At 60.2% G+C, this 16,666-nt stretch carries 17 protein-coding genes and 1 tRNA gene; 10 read left to right on the forward strand and 8 right to left on the reverse strand.

Going from position 1 to position 16,666, the window contains the following annotated elements; translation table 11 throughout:
* Positions 1-123 precede the first annotated feature (123 nt).
* Both polA and D3874_RS21685 read right to left on the reverse strand, forming a co-directional pair.
* Positions 124-2,973, reverse strand: a complete 2,850-nt coding sequence (gene polA / locus D3874_RS21680; protein ID WP_119780805.1) for a DNA polymerase I — start codon at positions 2,971-2,973, stop codon at positions 124-126.
* On the reverse strand, positions 2,933-3,118 hold the full coding sequence (locus tag D3874_RS21685) for a zinc-finger domain-containing protein (RefSeq protein WP_119782430.1): 186 nt from the start codon (positions 3,116-3,118) through the stop codon (positions 2,933-2,935). The genes polA and D3874_RS21685 overlap by 41 nt, the downstream gene beginning before the upstream one ends.
* A gap of 149 nt (positions 3,119-3,267) precedes the next feature.
* Here D3874_RS21685 and D3874_RS21690 point away from each other — a divergent pair.
* Positions 3,268-3,344, forward strand: a tRNA-Arg gene (locus tag D3874_RS21690).
* A gap of 358 nt (positions 3,345-3,702) precedes the next feature.
* Positions 3,703-4,206, forward strand: coding sequence for a hypothetical protein (locus D3874_RS28150; protein WP_147385772.1), 504 nt, complete (start codon positions 3,703-3,705; stop codon positions 4,204-4,206).
* 135 nt (positions 4,207-4,341) lie between these two features.
* Here D3874_RS28150 and D3874_RS21695 read toward each other — a convergent pair whose 3' ends face one another.
* From D3874_RS21695 to D3874_RS21715, 5 genes are read right to left on the reverse strand one after another with little or no spacing between them, the layout of a single operon-like run.
* Positions 4,342-4,899, reverse strand: a complete 558-nt coding sequence (locus tag D3874_RS21695; protein ID WP_119780807.1) for a 3'-5' exonuclease — start codon at positions 4,897-4,899, stop codon at positions 4,342-4,344.
* Complete coding sequence (locus D3874_RS21700; protein ID WP_119780810.1) at positions 4,896-6,062, reverse strand: hypothetical protein; 1,167 nt, start codon at positions 6,060-6,062, stop codon at positions 4,896-4,898. The genes D3874_RS21695 and D3874_RS21700 overlap by 4 nt, the downstream gene beginning before the upstream one ends.
* The gene (locus D3874_RS21705) at positions 6,062-6,958 is read right to left on the reverse strand and encodes an AAA family ATPase (RefSeq protein WP_119782431.1); all 897 of its coding nucleotides are present in this window, start codon (positions 6,956-6,958) and stop codon (positions 6,062-6,064) included. The genes D3874_RS21700 and D3874_RS21705 overlap by 1 nt, the downstream gene beginning before the upstream one ends.
* Entirely contained in the window at positions 6,955-7,449 is a 495-nt protein-coding gene (locus D3874_RS21710) for an HORMA-1 domain-containing protein (protein ID WP_119780813.1), read from the reverse strand. Before D3874_RS21710 ends, D3874_RS21705 begins: the two co-directional genes overlap by 4 nt.
* 3 nt (positions 7,450-7,452) lie before the next feature.
* Positions 7,453-8,397: a CBASS oligonucleotide cyclase gene (locus tag D3874_RS21715; protein WP_119780816.1), complete on the reverse strand. Its 945-nt coding sequence runs from the start codon at positions 8,395-8,397 to the stop codon at positions 7,453-7,455.
* 237 nt (positions 8,398-8,634) lie between these two features.
* Between D3874_RS21715 and D3874_RS29560 the strand changes: the two genes are divergently transcribed.
* From D3874_RS29560 to D3874_RS21725, 3 genes are read left to right on the forward strand one after another with little or no spacing between them, the layout of a single operon-like run.
* Positions 8,635-9,144 carry a helix-turn-helix domain-containing protein gene (locus D3874_RS29560; RefSeq protein WP_199699191.1) on the forward strand — a complete coding sequence of 170 codons (510 nt, stop codon included), beginning with the start codon at positions 8,635-8,637 and terminating at the stop codon, positions 9,142-9,144.
* Positions 9,120-9,698: an ImmA/IrrE family metallo-endopeptidase gene (locus D3874_RS29565; protein WP_199699192.1), complete on the forward strand. Its 579-nt coding sequence runs from the start codon at positions 9,120-9,122 to the stop codon at positions 9,696-9,698. The genes D3874_RS29560 and D3874_RS29565 overlap by 25 nt, the downstream gene beginning before the upstream one ends.
* A gap of 3 nt (positions 9,699-9,701) precedes the next feature.
* The gene (locus D3874_RS21725) at positions 9,702-10,193 is read left to right on the forward strand and encodes a PIN domain-containing protein (protein ID WP_119780819.1); all 492 of its coding nucleotides are present in this window, start codon (positions 9,702-9,704) and stop codon (positions 10,191-10,193) included.
* Between the two features lie 170 nt (positions 10,194-10,363).
* Here the strand turns inward: D3874_RS21725 and D3874_RS21730 are convergent, their stop codons facing one another.
* Entirely contained in the window at positions 10,364-11,125 is a 762-nt protein-coding gene (locus tag D3874_RS21730) for a DUF899 family protein (RefSeq protein WP_199699193.1), read from the reverse strand.
* A 1,362-nt stretch (positions 11,126-12,487) separates the two neighbouring features.
* On the opposite strand from D3874_RS21730, the gene D3874_RS21735 reads away from it, so the two are divergent.
* From D3874_RS21735 to D3874_RS21755, 5 genes are all read left to right on the forward strand, one after another.
* Complete coding sequence (locus tag D3874_RS21735; protein WP_147385773.1) at positions 12,488-12,889, forward strand: hypothetical protein; 402 nt, start codon at positions 12,488-12,490, stop codon at positions 12,887-12,889.
* 5 nt (positions 12,890-12,894) lie between these two features.
* Positions 12,895-13,524 (forward strand): MobF family relaxase, encoded by a 630-nt coding sequence (gene mobF, locus D3874_RS21740; protein ID WP_147385774.1) that lies wholly within the window; start codon positions 12,895-12,897, stop codon positions 13,522-13,524.
* Positions 13,525-13,547: 23 nt separating this feature from the next.
* Positions 13,548-15,215 (forward strand): ATP-dependent DNA helicase, encoded by a 1,668-nt coding sequence (locus tag D3874_RS21745; RefSeq protein WP_147385775.1) that lies wholly within the window; start codon positions 13,548-13,550, stop codon positions 15,213-15,215.
* Positions 15,216-15,298: 83 nt separating this feature from the next.
* A complete protein-coding gene (locus D3874_RS21750; protein ID WP_147385776.1) occupies positions 15,299-15,643 on the forward strand; it encodes a hypothetical protein in 345 nt (114 codons plus the stop codon).
* Between the two features lie 148 nt (positions 15,644-15,791).
* Entirely contained in the window at positions 15,792-16,607 is an 816-nt protein-coding gene (locus D3874_RS21755) for a metallophosphoesterase (protein ID WP_119780833.1), read from the forward strand.
* Positions 16,608-16,666: the final 59 nt, after the last annotated feature.

A 16,666-nucleotide genomic window follows, 5' to 3' on the forward strand; every position in this document is an offset into this window, starting at 1 on the left:
ACCTTGAGCGTTATTGGCCACCCCCCTCCCCCAACCCCTCCGCGTGCAAGGGCAGAGGGGAGTTTTTGAGCCCTCTCCTCTGAGAGGAGAGGGTTGGGTGAGGAGGGAAGCGCCCCCGTGAGGTCAGTGCGCCTCGGCCCAGGAATGGCCGGTGCCGGCCTCGACCACCAGGGGCACGCTCAGGTCGATCGCCGGCAGGGCGGCCTTTTCCATGACCTCGATGACCACGCGGCGGGTGGCGTCCACCTCCGCGTTGGGCACCTCGAACACCAGTTCGTCGTGGACCTGCAGCAGCATCTTGGCGCAGAGGCCGGCGTCGTTGAGCGCGGGGGGCACGCGGATCATGGCCCGGCGCATGATATCGGCGGCCGAACCCTGGATCGGCGCATTGATGGCGGCGCGTTCCATGAACGAGCGGCGCGCCGGGTTCTTGTCGTTGATCCCGGCCAGGTGGCAGCGGCGGCCGAAGATGGTGCCGACCCAGCCTTGCGCCCGAGCGGTCACCTTGGTCGCGTCCATATAGGCGCGGATGCCGGGGAAGCGCTCGAAATAGCGCTTGATATAGGTGCTGGCCTCACCCTGGGGGATGCCCAGCTGGTTGGCCAGGCCGAAGGCGGAAATGCCGTAGACGATGCCGAAATTGATCGCCTTGGCGCGGCGGCGCACCATCGGGTCCATGCCTTCGACCGGCACGCCGAAGACTTCCGACGCGGTCATGGCGTGAATGTCGAGGCCGTTGGCGAAGGCCTCCTTGAGCGCACCGATATCGGCGATATGGGCCAGCAGGCGCAGTTCGATCTGGCTGTAGTCGGCCGACATCAGCACCGTGCCGGGGGCGGCGACGAAAGCCTTGCGGATCTTGCGGCCTTCTTCCGTGCGGATCGGGATGTTCTGCAGGTTGGGGTCGGTCGACGACAGGCGCCCGGTCGAGGTCGAGGCCATGGCATAGGAGGTGTGGACGCGGCCGGTTACCGGATTGATCTGGCCCTGGAGGGCATCGGTATAGGTCGATTTGAGTTTGGCGAGCTGGCGCCAGTCCAGGATCTTGGCCGGCAGTTCGTGGCCCTGCCCTGCCAATTCCTCCAGCACGTCGGCGCCGGTGCCCCAGGCGCCGGTCTTCATCTTCTTGCCGCCGGGCAGGCTCATCTCGTCGAACAGGATCTCGCCCAGTTGCTTGGGACTGCCTAGATTGAAGCTGCGGCCGGCCAGCTTGTGGATCTCGCCCTCCATCTCCGCCATGCGGGTGGCGAAATCGGCCGAGAGCCGGGCCAGTTCGGCGCGATCGACCAGGATGCCGGCGGCCTCCATCTCGATCAGCACCGACAACAGGGGCCGCTCCAGGGTCTCGTAGACCGTGGTGACGTGCTCGCGGAACAGGCGGGGTTTCAGGGCGCGGTGCAGGCGCAGGGTGACATCGGCATCCTCGGCCGCGTAACGGGTCGCGTCCGGGATCGCCACCTCGTCGAAGCCGATGCGTTCCTTGCCGGTGCCGGCGACATCCGAGAACTTGATGGTCTCGTGGCCCAGGTGCAGGGACGACAGCTCATCCATGCCATGGCCATGGGCGCCGCCCTCCAGCGCATAGGAGATCAGCATGGTGTCGTCGATCGGGCGGATCTCGATGCCTGACTTGCGCAGCACCAGCATGTCGTATTTCAGGTTCTGGCCGATCTTCAGCACATCGTCGGCCTCCAGCAGCGGCTTCAGCCGTTCCAGGGCGGCCGCCACCGGGATCTGCTGCGGCACCTCGCCGTCCAGCGCCAGGCCACCGCGGGCGCGGTGGCGCAGGGGCACGTAGCAGGCGTGGCCCGGCTCGATCGCCAGCGAGAAGCCGACCAGTTCGGCCTGCATGGCATCGAGCGAGGTGGTCTCGGTATCGAAGGCGACGGCGCCGGCAGCCAGGGCGCGGGCGATCCAGGCCTCCAGCGTGGCCAGGTCGCTGACCGTCTCGAAGCGGGAATCGCCGGGGCTGCCCGCCGCGGCCGGCGGGGGCGGCGCTGCTACGGCGCTCGCCCTGTTGGCGGCGCTGCTGAGCGAGCCGGCCAGCCGGGTGCCCAGCTTGTTCTTCAGGCTGCGGAAGCCGTTTTCCTCGAGGAAGGGCAGCAGCTTGTCGCCATCGATCGCGCGCACCTTCAGCGTATCGAAATCGAGCGCGAGGACGACATCGTCCTTGAGTTTCACCAGTTCGCGGCTGATCCGGGCCAAGCCGGCGTTGGTCTCGAGGCTTTCGCGCCGCTTGGGCTGCTTGATCTCGCTCGTGCGGGCCAGCAGGGTTTCCAGGTCGCCGAAAGTGTTGATCAGCTCGGCCGCGGTCTTCTGGCCGATGCCGGGCACGCCCGGGACATTGTCGACCGAATCGCCCATCAGGGCCTGGACCTCGACCACCTTTTCCGGCGGCACGCCGAATTTCTCGACCACTTCGGCCGGGCCGATGCGCTTGATCTTCACCGGGTCCATCATCTCGACCGGGCCGCCGACCAGCTGCATCAGGTCCTTGTCGGACGAGACGATGGTGCAGCGGGCGCCGCGCCGGCGCGACTCTGCCGCCAGGGTGGCGATGATATCGTCGGCCTCGAAGCCTTCCAGCTCGATCGAGACCACGTTGAAGGCCTTGGTCGCGTCGCGGATCAAGGCGAACTGCGGGATCAGGTCTTCGGGCGGATCGGGCCGGTGGGCCTTGTACTGGGGATAGATCTCGTTGCGGAAGGTCAGCCGGCCGGCATCGAAGACCACGGCGAGGTGGGTCGGCCGGTCGCCGTCGTCGAGATCGGCCAGGAAGCGGGCCAGGATGTTGGAAAAGCCCAAGACCGCGTTGACCGGCGTGCCGTCCGGCCGGGTCAGCGGCGGCAGGGCATGATAGGCGCGGAAAATATAGCCCGAGCCGTCGACCAGATAGAGATGTTCGCCCGTCTCGGCCAAGGCCCCGCGGCCTTCAGTGGGCGTGGGCGTGGGCGGCGTCGCCCTCGAGGACATAGAGGCGGCCGCAATAGGGGCACTGCACCTCGCCATGGCCTTCGATGTTCAGGTAGACCCGGGGATGGCCCAGGGCGCCGTCGCCGCCGTCGCAGGCGACGGTCGGGGTATCGACATGGATGGTTTCGGGCGCTTCGATCGCCATGATGGTCAAATCTCCTTCAACGCGGGCGGATATTAGCCGAGCCTACCGCGCTGTCCACCATCCCGGCAAAGGGAACGAAAGGGGCGGAAAGCCGGGCCTTTCACCGGGGTTGCCCAGTCCCGTCCTTTTAGCTAATGTGCGCGCCTCGCGGATCCGTAGCTCAGCTGGATAGAGCGCTGCCCTCCGAAGGCAGAGGCCGAAGGTTCGAATCCTTTCGGATCCGCCAATCTAACATATTGATATTGCTAGGAAATTGACCTGATAACAGGTCAAAATTCCTGACCCATTTAGTGCAGAACGATGCAGGAACATGCAGCTCGTTTGGCACGTTGCTGACACGTTTCTGACACGCGAAATCCAGGTTTGTTCTGGATGGCATGCCGATGTGCTCGATCCGATGACGGATACGGCTGCTGATCGGTCAGTGTTGGATTCTGCGACGACACGCGTCGCAGAATAGTGATTCACAATCCGACAATTTTAGCAATCGGGCCGTATCGCTTGAAAAGGTCAATTGTCGTTCGGCACGCTTAGTGGCGTACCCCACTTCAATGGTGAAGCGGGGGAAGCGACGGAGCGACGGCGTGAACGACAGCGGCGAAAGCGACCCCATACTTCCCGACAGCGTCACAACGCACGAAAGCGCGGAGGAATATCTCTCGCAATTATCTGTCCTTGACGAAACAAAGGATCGTCATGGGTTTATAAATGCCAGGGATAAGTTCCCCGGCTTAAAGCTGATAAAATCATCCAAGGCTTCGGACGCGGCAAAGAAATTGTCTGTGCCATATGCTCTGGCCATCAATTTCCATCCGATTTTCAGACGCGGAAGTTCCATACCAGAAGGCTATGAGCGCGACGTAGCTGGAATTTTCGTTGCTGAACTCGATGCCCAGAAAACTCGACGACTCGCGATGAGTATGGAGGCAGGAGGCCGTGTCGTCGATTTAACGAATCCCCTTGGGCTGCTGCGCAAGGAAAGCCAACGCCTGGTGATCTTAAAGCTGCCCAGTTCGCTCGCGGAAGCTGTGAACCTGCAGCCGATATCCAAGATCTCCAAGGCACTTAAGGGGCTGACAGGTACATGAGCCGCGCCTGTTGACGCGGTCGTACTCTCGTGGCCAAGCGTTGGCTCAAACTGTTCCTGTTACCCCATGGATGACCGCGGCCGTACGTCGGTCCCAATGGCAGCTTCGCGCCTGTCTCGGCCATTCTGGCCGCATTCAACTAACTGCCCTGCCGCCAAGCGCACGAACCAGCCGGAATAACTCGGCCTGGTATTTCGCGTCATGAAGGGCGTCATGATCGCCCTGGCGCGTAGGCGAGAGATGTTTGGAGATCTGGCTCGATCGAGTGTCGGACCATGTGCTGCCCGTTGCGCCCATATACAAAGCTTTGATGTCCAATGCGGCAAAGCCAAATGGGTTCACACCCGTGAAGCGATGGAAATAGTAGTTTATGAACGACCAGTCGAACGGCGCATTGAAGCCAACGAACACAAGCGAGGCATCGTGTCCCGCAAGCGCCAGCGCCCAATCGGCGAACGCTTTCATGGCCACCGTCGGATCACTGCCACGCTCGGCTAGTTCCTCCAACGATAGGCCCGTCACCTCCAGGGCCCTGGGATCGGCATTGTTATTGATTGGTTTCAGCTCGATGCTAAACCACTTGGACTCGTCATCAACGTCGCAAGCGCCGATCGAGAGCAGGCTAAACTCGCCGGGAATTGGCCCGGCAGTCTCCACGTCGACGGATATGAATATTTCGCGCTTGCTGCTCATGAGATCAAGGGCTCCGCTGGAACGAGAGGTGGCCTGTTGCGGATCGCCTTCCAATGCTCACGAAACGCGCTGCGGCGGTCCTCGGCCGATCCCTTGGTCGACCAGTGCAGGCCCGATAGTGTAGTGATGTCGAATGGAAGACTACCGCCCTCTCGCGCCATGACCATGGTTGGCAGGCCGCGCCCCAGCGCATAGCCCAGTTCGAGGAAGCAGTTAGGCCTGGCGCCAGTGATGTCAGCAAGAACGACGCTGCTGCGATGCAGCTTGGCGAAAATCTCCTCATCGATGCGCGCATGATCATAGGCCTGGCGGCCATCGATTACGACGAGGCGATAGCCCAACTCACTCTCTATGACGGGCTGCACCACGATATCGAAGAAATCCTGTACGTCAGCATATTCGGGCAGGTCAGGGTTCAGCAGCCGCACCGCGAACGCCGGCGGGCGTTCGAGCGATTCCAGCAGATCCACTAGATCGCCGACGCGCTCGGCGGTCGATTGCCGAGTGGGAAAACGGATGCGGTTCAACCAATGATGCGCGTCACCCCCATCGGCAATCTGGAACAGCCTCCTCGTTTGATGACTGGTGAGCCCGAAACTGTAGAGCCGACGCGCGCCAGTGCTCTCTGGGCACAGGGGAAGGTTCAATGGAACGATGGGTTTGCCTGCGTCGTGATAGAGATTGGCGAGGAATAACACACCCTCGGTTCCGCCCAACGGTACGAGGATATCTCCGAACCTCGCCTGAGCCTCCATGCGTTTGCTGTTCATGTTCCAGTACGCGGCGTTCTCAATCTGCACCAGCGATGAGCTGCGCAAATCGTCCCACAAATCGATGAACTCGGCCGGAATCTGATCCTCGCTCTTATGATGCTGAACGGCGACCGCCAACGGCCCAGGCGCATCAGCCGGCCGACGGGCCAGGTTGTCGCGGATAGTTTGCCAAATCAGCCAGTCGAAACAGATCGGCGATCCATCGCTCTTGCGCTTTGGCTCCGCATCCACCGGCACAACGAAGTTGGCACCCCGCTTTACCAGCTCTTTGACCAGACCGGCCACCAGGTCGCGCGCTAGGCGGACATCATCTCCGGCCGCGACCGCGACATCTTCGACAATGCTGCCGGCGATATGGATGCGGCGGCCGAACAGAGGTGAGCGGGCCATTATTTGTCCTCCATGATGGGAGAAGCTCTAAGCGTCGTTGCAATTTCGTACAGGTGCTCGAACCGCAACGGATCCTTGGGATAGGCCCTAGCTAAAGCCGCCGGATAGAGACGCGTGCGGATATCAGAATAGGTCCACGTCGGCTGTCCGCTCCGCGGACCTGTAGCGGTCACCAACTGGCCGATCTGGGCGGAGTTCAACGAAAGCGCGGCAAGATCCATCGACAGGAGTTGGCGCCGCTCCTCGTCGGAGGGCCGACGAAACTCCTCGATGATAGCCGCACGCCTCTGGAGAGCGGCGTCAAGTGCAGATAGGCGATTGGTGCAGAGGAAGACCACGATCCGGCCGCCGTATTGGCGCAGATCGTCGACGCACTGGATCAGAGTATTCACAGCCACCTTGTCTTCGTGGTGGCTGTACTGCTGCGACCTCGCGGCCGCAAGACTGTCGCCCTCGTCGATGACGAGGATCGCCCGGCGGTGCTTGCCCGCGGACTGCACTACCTTCTTGAAGGCATCGGCGATCAGCGTGCCCATCTCGCCCACCATACCGCTACCGCGTACACGATTGCTGAGTTTGAAGAGAGTCGAGTCTTCGCTGCGCGCTTCGGCCACCAGCCGGTTGGCCATGCATTCGGCGACGGCCGTCTTTCCAGTCCCGACGTCCCCGTGGAAAATGACAAGCGGATACTGCTCGGCGACGAGGTCGCATAGCGTCAACCGACCCCCATGGTGCAGCTTATTCCAGCTCGCCAATTCGCCCACATTGAGCAGCAAGCGAAGCTGGTCATGGACGCGGGCATAGCGCGCATCAAAGCCCAACAGCGTCTTTGCTCGGCGAGCCAGCCCGTCGTCAGGAAGCGGTGTTTCACTGTCAAAAATCGAAACCTGGCTCACGCGGCCCAATCCTTTCGCTGCATGCCGTAGCTGTTGCTGGCGTATGCACGCCCGCCGGTCGATTTCAGACCGCTGTGGCTGGTATCGGCATCAGTTGGCGACCAGCTGATTTTTAGCTTGCCCTTCATGGCCTCCTTCGCAGAGGCGGTGTAAGCGTTGGTGTAGCCGAGAACGATCCGCAGAAAAGGAATAGCCACCCTTGGCCATAGCACTCCGCCGGGGCGGCTGGAGGTCAGGCCTCCAGCATCCGTGTCGACATCGAATCGCGTGGCCTTTATCTCGACGCCGGCGCTGAAGAGCGTGACGTCGACGTACTCTAGGTATCCGGCCTTCGCGAGGACCTCGACGTCGTGTGCGTATTGGTTGGCTCGCTCTGGGGTCCAGCCAGCCGTGCTATCCGCGATCATGATGAGGTCGGCCTTCACCCGACGAGCTACATTCTCGATGTCGATGACCGTGTACGTGGCTGTTCGCGTTTGCGTTTGTGACACAGCTCAGTCCTCCGTCTTAAAACGAGGCCCGAAGATTTCCTTCCAGACTTCGTTGTCGTTTTCAGCCGATGCGAAATTCGCCGTTTCCCAAGCCTCCTGGGCCGCCGACGCAATCTCTTTGCGTTCGGCCTCCGAGATGCGGCTGGCGACGTTGTTCAGGCTGTAAACCGGATCGAGAATGACCACCGGATCGGTGAAAGTGGTGAAGGGCCCGACGTTTTCGGGGAACCGAACTTCGTCCTTCAGGCCCGACTGCGCGATGTAGAGCAGGAAGTTGCGGAAGCGCTGTTCAATCGAGCCGGCAGCACCTTGCTCAGCCAGGACATAAGCCATGATCAGTTCGATAGTGAAGGATTTAAGTGGCTTGACGCCCGCATGGTTACGCCACTTCTTTGCCATTCGAACGAGCGTGCGGAACTCCTTGTCTTGTTCCTTACGGTCGCGAACGAATTTAATCTGGCAAGGCGCACAAGTCTGAATCTTCGATCCGTCGCGAATGTCGAACTGCCACCCATAACCCGGCCGGCTGGGGTCTTCGATGACGGGCACGATATCGACACTAAGGCCCGAGCCAACGAAGGTAACGGTCGCCGCCTTGCGCTGGATCTCAAAGTCCTCAACGGACTTCGTTGGGTAAATCTTGATCAGCAGATTGTAGATCAGATCATTCAGGCTGACGAGTGTCTCCTTACTAGCGTCCCTCCCTGAGATGTAGAACACCACGTCGACGTCAACGGGGTCTACCGCCGTCTTGCGCAGGATAGTATATTTTGCGAAAGATCCGGCCTTCACGACCTTAGTGATCTTAATCTCTGTTTTATCTTGAATGCTGCTGCAGAGTTCGAAAATCAATCGATCAACTTGAGCGTGGTATTCTTTGCGCTTGTCAGCGGGCAGGCGCAGCACGTTGCTGTCGTAGTATCGAAGCTCTGTATTACTCAACGCCATGGGCCGCCCCTTTCCAAGTTGCAGGCGAATCGGGCGGCAACCGTCAGGCCGGCCACCTCGCTTCATCCGACGAAATCCCCGCCCCATCGTGCTGCGGTTTACAAAACCATAGAGAATTGCTCGTCTACACCAGAGATGGTCAATCCGGAGACCGATTTCAAGGGTATCAGTTTACAAAAAATGCACTATATTGCCTCTATGTAAACTGACAAAACCGGATCCTCATAGGAGGTCGACATGATTGGACACAAGCTTAAGGTCGCGCGCGCGGCATCCGGCATGTCCCTGCGCGGCCTAGCTGAGGCAATGGGCGGCTTGGTATCCGCGCAGGCCATTGGCAAATACGAGCGCGATGAGGATATGCCGAGCTCCCGCGTTCTGATCGCTCTCGCAGACACCCTGCGCGTTACGGAGGACTACCTGCTCGCCGAGGATGAGATTGCCCTAGAAGGCGTCGACTTCCGAAAAAAGGCGGGATCCTCCGCCCGCGAGGAGGCAGCGCTCGAGGCCCGCACGATACATATGCTGGAGCGCTATTTGGCGGTCGAGGACCTGCTGCACCTTCGTAGCGTGGATTGGGAGCAGCCACGCAGTGCGCCGCACCCCGTTGCCGACCTGCGCGACGCTGAGGATGCCGCTCGTTCAGTTCGTGACGACTGGGGTTGGGCAATGACCCTATTCCCCAGCTCGCAGAGCTTCTCGAGGAGCGGGGTATCAAGGTTATGTCGCTTGATCTCGACGATATAGACGGTCTAGCTGCAAAAGTGCGTCGACGGGATCGAGACGCTGCACGCGTGATCGTTATCAAGCGCAGCACGTGGTCGGAAAGAAAGCGCTTTAATCTTGCACATGAGCTTGGCCACATGGTCTTGCACGTCATGCCAGGCATAGACGAGGAAAAGGCCGCGCATCGGTTTGCCGGCGCTTTTCTGGTGCCAGCGGACGTCTTACGCGCGGAAGTCGGCGCGAATCGTTCGTCTCTCAGCCTAGGCGAGCTCGTGGCCCTGAAAGTACGATTCGGCGTGAGCATTCAGGCGCTAACGTATCGCTGCAAGGATCTGGGTATCATCAACCAAGCGGCTTTTTCAAAGCTGTTCAGGACCTTCGCAGAGAGAGGTTGGAGGACGGCTCCATTTGCGGAACCGGCGACGATGAAGCCAGAGCTTGAGGAGCCCAAGCGATTCGAGCGACTATGCTACCGGGCCCTGGCAGAGGGAATTATCGGTGAATCTCGCGCAGCCGAGCTTCTTGACATCTCCGTCCGTGAGCTCGACGCCCGTCTCGATCAGGTTGTGGCATAGCCCATGCCGGTCCTCGTTTCCGATACCTCGGTCATCATCGACCTGGAACGCGGAGCCCTTCTAGAGGATCTGTTTCGGCTGCCCTTTGAATTTGCAGTGCCCGACTTGTTGTTCAGCCGCGAGTTAGCGGGTCCGCTTGGAGACCGCCTCGTGGCGCTTGGGTTGCGGGTTGAGGAACTCACCTCCATCGAACTAGCAAGCGCTACCACGATAAGGCGGGAGAGGAAGGAGTTATCAACGGCCGATACCTTTGCATTCGCCATCGCCGAAGGACGACGGTGGCCACTGCTCACCGGCGATGGCGGCCTGCGCCGTCTCGCGGCCGAACGTCAGATCGCATTTCATGGCGTCCTGTGGATATGCGATCAGTTCGAAGAAGGGCAACACGTTCCCGGCCCGAGATTACATGCGGGACTCATGGCGATTTCCTCACACCCACGCTGCCGTCTGCCCGCGACCGAGGTACGTGTGCGCCTGGGGCGATATGTCATTTAATGCTAATTCGGTACGGCCACACTTAGCGTGGCTCCGTTTGGCGCATCTTAAGAGGGCTATGGGTAGACGTAGTGCCCATCTTCATCGGGTATGGCCCGCCCAAAGGGACTCGAACCGCTGTCGTTCAACACCGAACGAGTTGTTGACGAGCGCTTTTTCAGACTAACCTCTCAAAAGTGGACAGACAGCTTTCGGCCGAACCCGGTCGTCGCGATCAAACCGGCTAACCGCGCTCGTAGTCCAGCTTTGGATACCAATGATCCCCTTGCCCCCTCCGGCGTGGTGTCCAGCACATTCCATAGTGGGGCGAAGTCTGGTGCACCACGGGGATCCTGGCCTGGGTTGGCAGAGTCGTCCGTCATCTCGCCACTCCAGAAGTGGCGGATAGTCCCGTCGCGCCTGGTGAACACATTGAAGCTCGGGATCTCTGCGCCATCTGGCAACAGCCCATGATAGTCACGGGAGTAGTTGTCGTTGAGGTCGCTGAAGAGCTTTAGATTTCTCCAGCCCCCTTCGCGCTTCCACGTTACTAGGCGTTCGATCGGTGAACGAGCGACAACGGCCAGCGCAATTCGCTGCTCGATGTCCGCGGCATTGCCATCCCAGCCACCCAGCAGATTGGTGCACATAGGGCATGGTCGCTCGCGCTTGGGCCCGAACATGTAGCTGTAGATCGCCAGTGTCTGCTTGGTGCCGAATAGGTCGGCGAAGGATTGGGGGCCTTGTTCGCCCTCGGAGCGATAGTCACCGATCACCTCTCCGCCAGGCGGCAACGCCCTGCGTTGGGAAGCTACTCGCTCAAGATGTCGGCGCAGGTCGATCTCCTCCGCCAGCAAGGCTGTGCGGGCGGTTCGGTATGCAACGCTCTCATTAGGGAACCGTACGGGGCTGCGGAGGGCGAGGTCGGCGGCGGGCAGCAGGTTATTTGCCATGGGATCCTTCACTTCGACTTGCGCCAGGTCAACGTCCGTCGGCGTGGATAGTTCAAGGCCGATGGGACGCCAGCGGGTTCGCCTCGTTGGTCCACTTCCCGTCACGATGCTCGAAGACCGTGTGCCCGATCGGCAGGCTCTCTCTGAGCCCGGTTGCGCGCGATATGGAGAAGTATCCGGTTCACGACATGGCGATAGCCGAGGTTTGAAGCCGCTTTCAATTCTTTAGAGGGCCTTTGATAATCAGTAGCGCGTAGCCCTAAATCGTCAAGCTGAAGGTCACCGACATGAGCGAAACTGGCAAACCGTAGAGGCCAACGCCCCATGCCACCGTCCTTACCCTCAATGAAATGCGAAAATTAAGTTTGAGCACCGTTGCATCCAACGGATGCACGCTTTTCGCCAGAATAATCAGAGAAGTTACCAGATTTTGATAGGAACATATGTGTGCGCCGTTGGATCGTATCTGATTACCAAATCGGCTGCGATTCCCTCAGCTGTTGGAATCAGAGTCGGTATAATGGCATTTCCTCGTGCACATATGCCAAGGGGCGACAGAGGCTTATACGTTCGTGCTCTGCCACCAGTATTGGGCCGCTCGCCGCGCGGCTAGCGGATTTATCATGTGCAATCGATGAATCGGCGCCCGCTCCACGCCCGATGAACCCATATACATATGCGCATGCCGAGCCCGGACCGCGTGGGGACATGCTTATGTTCCCCGCTGGTGTGGTTTTGGATTCAGCAAGACGCACGTCGCCGCGCGATCCTGATTGAAGGGAGATTGGAATGACACTGCCTGACGAACCATTTGAGATCTGGCGGGGTTTTCACTGCAGCAATTCAGCCACGCCCACCTGGTTCATGAAAATGCATATGCCGATCTTTCCGGGCCCGAATTAGCGCGTGCCCTGAAGGCATTGCGCCCAGGGGAAATAGATCGAGACTCGATTCATCAACTCATCGGCGTGCGACTTTGCTCTGGCCGGGCCGATCGACAGTCGGATTTTTGCCTGCTCGCGCATGCGATCAATCTTGGCAACCTCATGGGACTAAGTGGTGGTGGGGGTACTGTAGAGGAGGCGGCACTGCTCTGGGCCGCCGCGGCGCACCTAATGGATGAATTAGGGATCTCGCACCCAAATGACCTTCTGTAAGGGCGGGGACGCTGTAGAAAATTTGAGAATGTCAAGTCTCTGTGCCCACCGCGTTATTGTGATTCACTTTCCAGCTCGCGCAACAGCGCCCTAAAAGGTGATTCACAATTCAAGCAGGTCTCGTGCGTGACAATAAAGGGAGAACTGGTTCTCATTCGTTGTAGCGACCAGCCGTTGGCCGCACCAGGGAACCGGGAGCCCGCTGATGACCAAGGACACTTCCACACGGATATCACCTGCATCGCTAGCGCTGTTGCGCGAGATGTTCCCGCATTTGAGTGGGGCGGATGCGATAGACAGTTGCCTGCAGGAAGTGTTGGCCATGCGCCGCGCGCTGCAGGCGCGCAAGCACATGGTCGACAACATCCCGGCCGAAGTTGCGGCTATTGTCCAGCAATGCCTCGCACCGGTGGCCGATCAAGTTCGGAGCTTCGTCGCGCACCAGATCGACGCCGATCGTTACTTCATGGCACAGCTCAGCGCGATCGCCGCAGCACTCCAGGCAGCGCCATCGCCGAGCGGTGATCTGCTCGCCAATGTGATCAATCGTCTCGGGCGCAAGGTAGATGAACTATCCGAGATTCTGAAGCAGCTAAGGCCCAGGTGATCCGGATGGTTATCAAGCTTCATAAGCCGGCCAGCGCAGGCTACTATCTGGAATCTTCGTACCAATATTACGGTGCCGGACAGGAGCCACCAGGTTATTGGATCGCCTTCGGGCCCACGGCGGATAGCCTTGGGATCCGATCGGGAGATTTAGTCGAAGCGAGCCACTTCGAGAGCATCCTCCAAGGCTTCCGTCCGGATTCTGGCGAGGCCCTCGGGGAACTCAGAGCGGACAGGAATATTGGCTATGATCTCGTCTGCGCGGCCCCGAAGTCGGTCGCCGTTCTAGACGCGATCGCACCACCGTCGATACGAAATGAGATCGCCGCAGCGCAGGCCACTGCCGTGCACGAGGCCATGGAACTGGTCATCAATCGATCAGCATCGTCCCGGCGAGGGCATAACGGGCGAGGTGAATCGGTACAGGCATCGATTGTTGCGGCAGCGTTTCCGCAACACGACGCGCGGCCTCCCGCCGGTCAATCGATCGGTGATCCCCATCTGCACACGCACGTCGTTATCGCCAACGTCTCCGTTGGGATGATGAATGCTGGCGAGCGCTGGACGGCACTCGCCTGTACCAGCACGCCAAGGAAGCGGCCGCCGTCTACCACATGGCACTGGCTCGAGAACTAAGACGGCGCCTTGCCGTAGAGATCGTGCGGAAAACCGAAGGGCTATTCGAACTCGCCGGGATTCCGGCAGAGTTGGTCAAGGCATTTTCAAAACGGAGCCGGGAACTCGATGCGAGCGCATCGGCGGATGATCGCGATCAACAGCAGCGCCGTTCGCGACAGGCGAAGGGCGAGCCTACTGATATTTTGCGCCGACAGGCGTGGAAGGATGAGGTCACCGCGCTGGGATATGATGCGGACATCATCGTTCAGAGCGCCGTAGGCCGACGTGTAGCAGAGCATCCGCTTCCGGATTGGACGATGGTTGCCGAAGAGATCACAGCGAAAGACTCGTGCCCGCGGGTACGCGATGCGAGACGAAAGATCACTGAACACCTCGTGGGATTCAATATCGATAAATCATCCCTCGTGGAGATTCAGCGCCAGGTGATCAGCGAGAGATTTATCGACCTCGGCTTCGATACAAGCAGAGAAGCGATTTGCACCACGCAAGCTGTCTTGCGAGCAGAGCGGCGGATCGTCGACATCGCACCAAAAATCGCAGCGCGTTCAGCGCACGCACTCCATCCGTCACAACTAGAGCAAGCGCTCTTTTACGCGGACTGTGACCACGAGCAAGTGCTGGCTTTCCGGGCCGCGACATCCGGCAGGGATCTTACTGTGATCGAAGGCGCTGCTGGGACGGGGAAGTCGCGGACCATTGGGATGGTGGTCGAGGCATACAAGGCGGCCGGGTATCAGACGCTCGTTACCGCGCCCAGTTGGGTGGCGACCAAAGGTCTTGGGGAAGCAGTGGGATCCGATTACTCGGTCCTTCCTGAACTTTTGAACGACCTGAGGGGAAACAAGCGATGGCTCCCGCCAACTTCCGTAGTGATCGTGGACGAAGCCGGGATGGTCGGCGCCCGCTCCATGGCGAGCCTGTTGACCGAGGTGGAGAGCTTTGGCGCAAAGGTAATACTAATCGGGGATCGCCATCAGTTACAGCCGGTCGAAGCGGGTCCAGCACTCTCTTTGGCATTGGAGAGGCTACCCCATGAGTCTTATGCCACACTGTCCACCGTTCGTCGGCAGCGATCCGCGAGTGACCGCGAACAAACGCTGCGCTGGCGCGCAGCAGATCCTGACGCGGCGTTCGAAGCAATTAATTTTGCTCGTGCTCAAGGCACCTGGCGTTCGGTCAAAAGTGAAGAACAGGCGGCCGATAGTGCCGTTGACCTGTGGGCATCCTTCCAGGCCGCCGACGAAGAGGTGTTGATCCTGGCACGAACGCACGCCGAGCTCCGCGCCATCACCGACCGTATTCGTAAAAAACTTCGAGATTCAGGCCAGATTGTCGGCGAGGACGCAATCATCCTGGCCGCGGACCGCCAGGGGAATCTCTTCGACCTTCCGATCGCACGTGGCGATCAGGTTCGGATCGGCAAACGCGTAAGGAAGAAAGGTCTGATCAATGGAAGCGGCGGAACAATTCAGGAAATTAGCACGACCCAAGACGGAGTGGTCGAGATAAAGCTCTTGGTCGATGGAAGGATCGTTAGTGTAACCAGCGAGGAACTTCGCGATCCCGAGAGCGGTGGATTGAAGATCAGACATGGCTACGCCAGCACAACGCATGCGGCGCAAGGCGTGACCGTCAAAAATACAATTGTGGTGGCCGGGACGGTACCAACGGGTGGAGCGCCAATTTGACCTACGTGGCTGGGTCGCGGCATCGCGACTGCTGTTACTGGGTCGTGAACGACGAACCTAGTCGGACAAGCAGTGGACGAATCTTGCCTGACAGTGACGTCATTGAGCGCATGGCCATTGACTTGAGCCGACCTGACCACAAGGCAAGTGCGCTCATCGCATGGGACCGCCTGCAGAGGCGTCGCGGAGCGGAGGCAAGCGCGCCAGCGGCAGCCGCCATGGCCATGCTTCCTGTGGTGCAAGAATCTCGCGAGAGGAAACTCAGGATGCAGATTGCGAGCGCCCTGCTTTTGCTGATCGACCGCGTTCAATTTTTGACCGATCATGTGCATTCCGTTGTGATGGCGCGGATCCGCGCTGCCAAGGCAAGTCCCCCTGAGATCGTCCGCGTGCCGAAACCCAGAGCGCGCGATGACTATGAGCGCTGATTTGCTCTGACATACCCATCCTGAAAGTCCACGGTCCCTGAGCCGGGCGCCAACGCTGAACGCGGCGCCCGGCTCAGGGACCAAGGATCAATAGTGATTCACCGACCTGTCGGCGTCCGCGATTCCAGACCTGAATCACGGAGCAGCGATGTCCATCAGCATAATGCGTAATGACTGGCAGCCCATGCCGGTCCCAAGCACGGTCCGCGCCTTCGCCATCGGCGATGTCCATGGCCTCTCGCGCGCCCTGCGCAGCGCCTTCCTCGAAGTCGCGCGTCGCGCGGCGGACGGCGGTCCCGATCACCTGGTCATGCTGGGCGACTATATCGACCGCGGGCCTCACAGCCGTGGCGTCATGGCCCAGGTCATCGCTGGGATAGCCGGGGTGAAGATCACGGCGCTCGCGGGCAATCACGAAGGCGTGATGGCCGCCGCCTGCGACAGCGGCGATCCACGCGATATGCACCTCTGGCTCGCCAACGGCGGCAGCTCGGTCATGAATGAGCTCGGCCTGCCGCTGACGGCCACCGCCCGGGAAGCCTGGGCCGCGTTCAGCGAGCCGGAGCGGCGTTTCATCGATACCCTCGGGCATCACCACCTGGAAGACGGCCTGCTTTTCATTCACGCCGGGCTCAATCCCTTTGTCCCGCTCACCCAATCGCTGGCCTGGCCCTGGCGCCAGATTCCGCGCAATCACCATGACGAACGTAACTCGCCATTTTGGGTGCGTGACCCGTTTCTCTTCGCCGAGGCCAACCCGGACGGCCTGTTCGTGATTCACGGACATACGCCGGAATGGGACGACGCGCCGGCGCTGACGCCCCATCGCCTCGGCCTTGACTTGGGCTCGGCCTTTACCGGTCGAATTGGCCTGGCCGAGATCGACGGCGACCGCGTGCGGCTGACGGTGATTCACGACAGCGACCAGCCGGCACGCTGGCGCAGCGCCGCTCGCGCCGGCTGATTCACTGTCACCATTCCACATTTTTTCTCAACACACAGCGAGGGCGCTGCCGGCGCGCG

This window comes from Oleomonas cavernae, assembly GCF_003590945.1.
Lineage (GTDB): Bacteria > Pseudomonadota > Alphaproteobacteria > Zavarziniales > Zavarziniaceae > Zavarzinia > Zavarzinia cavernae.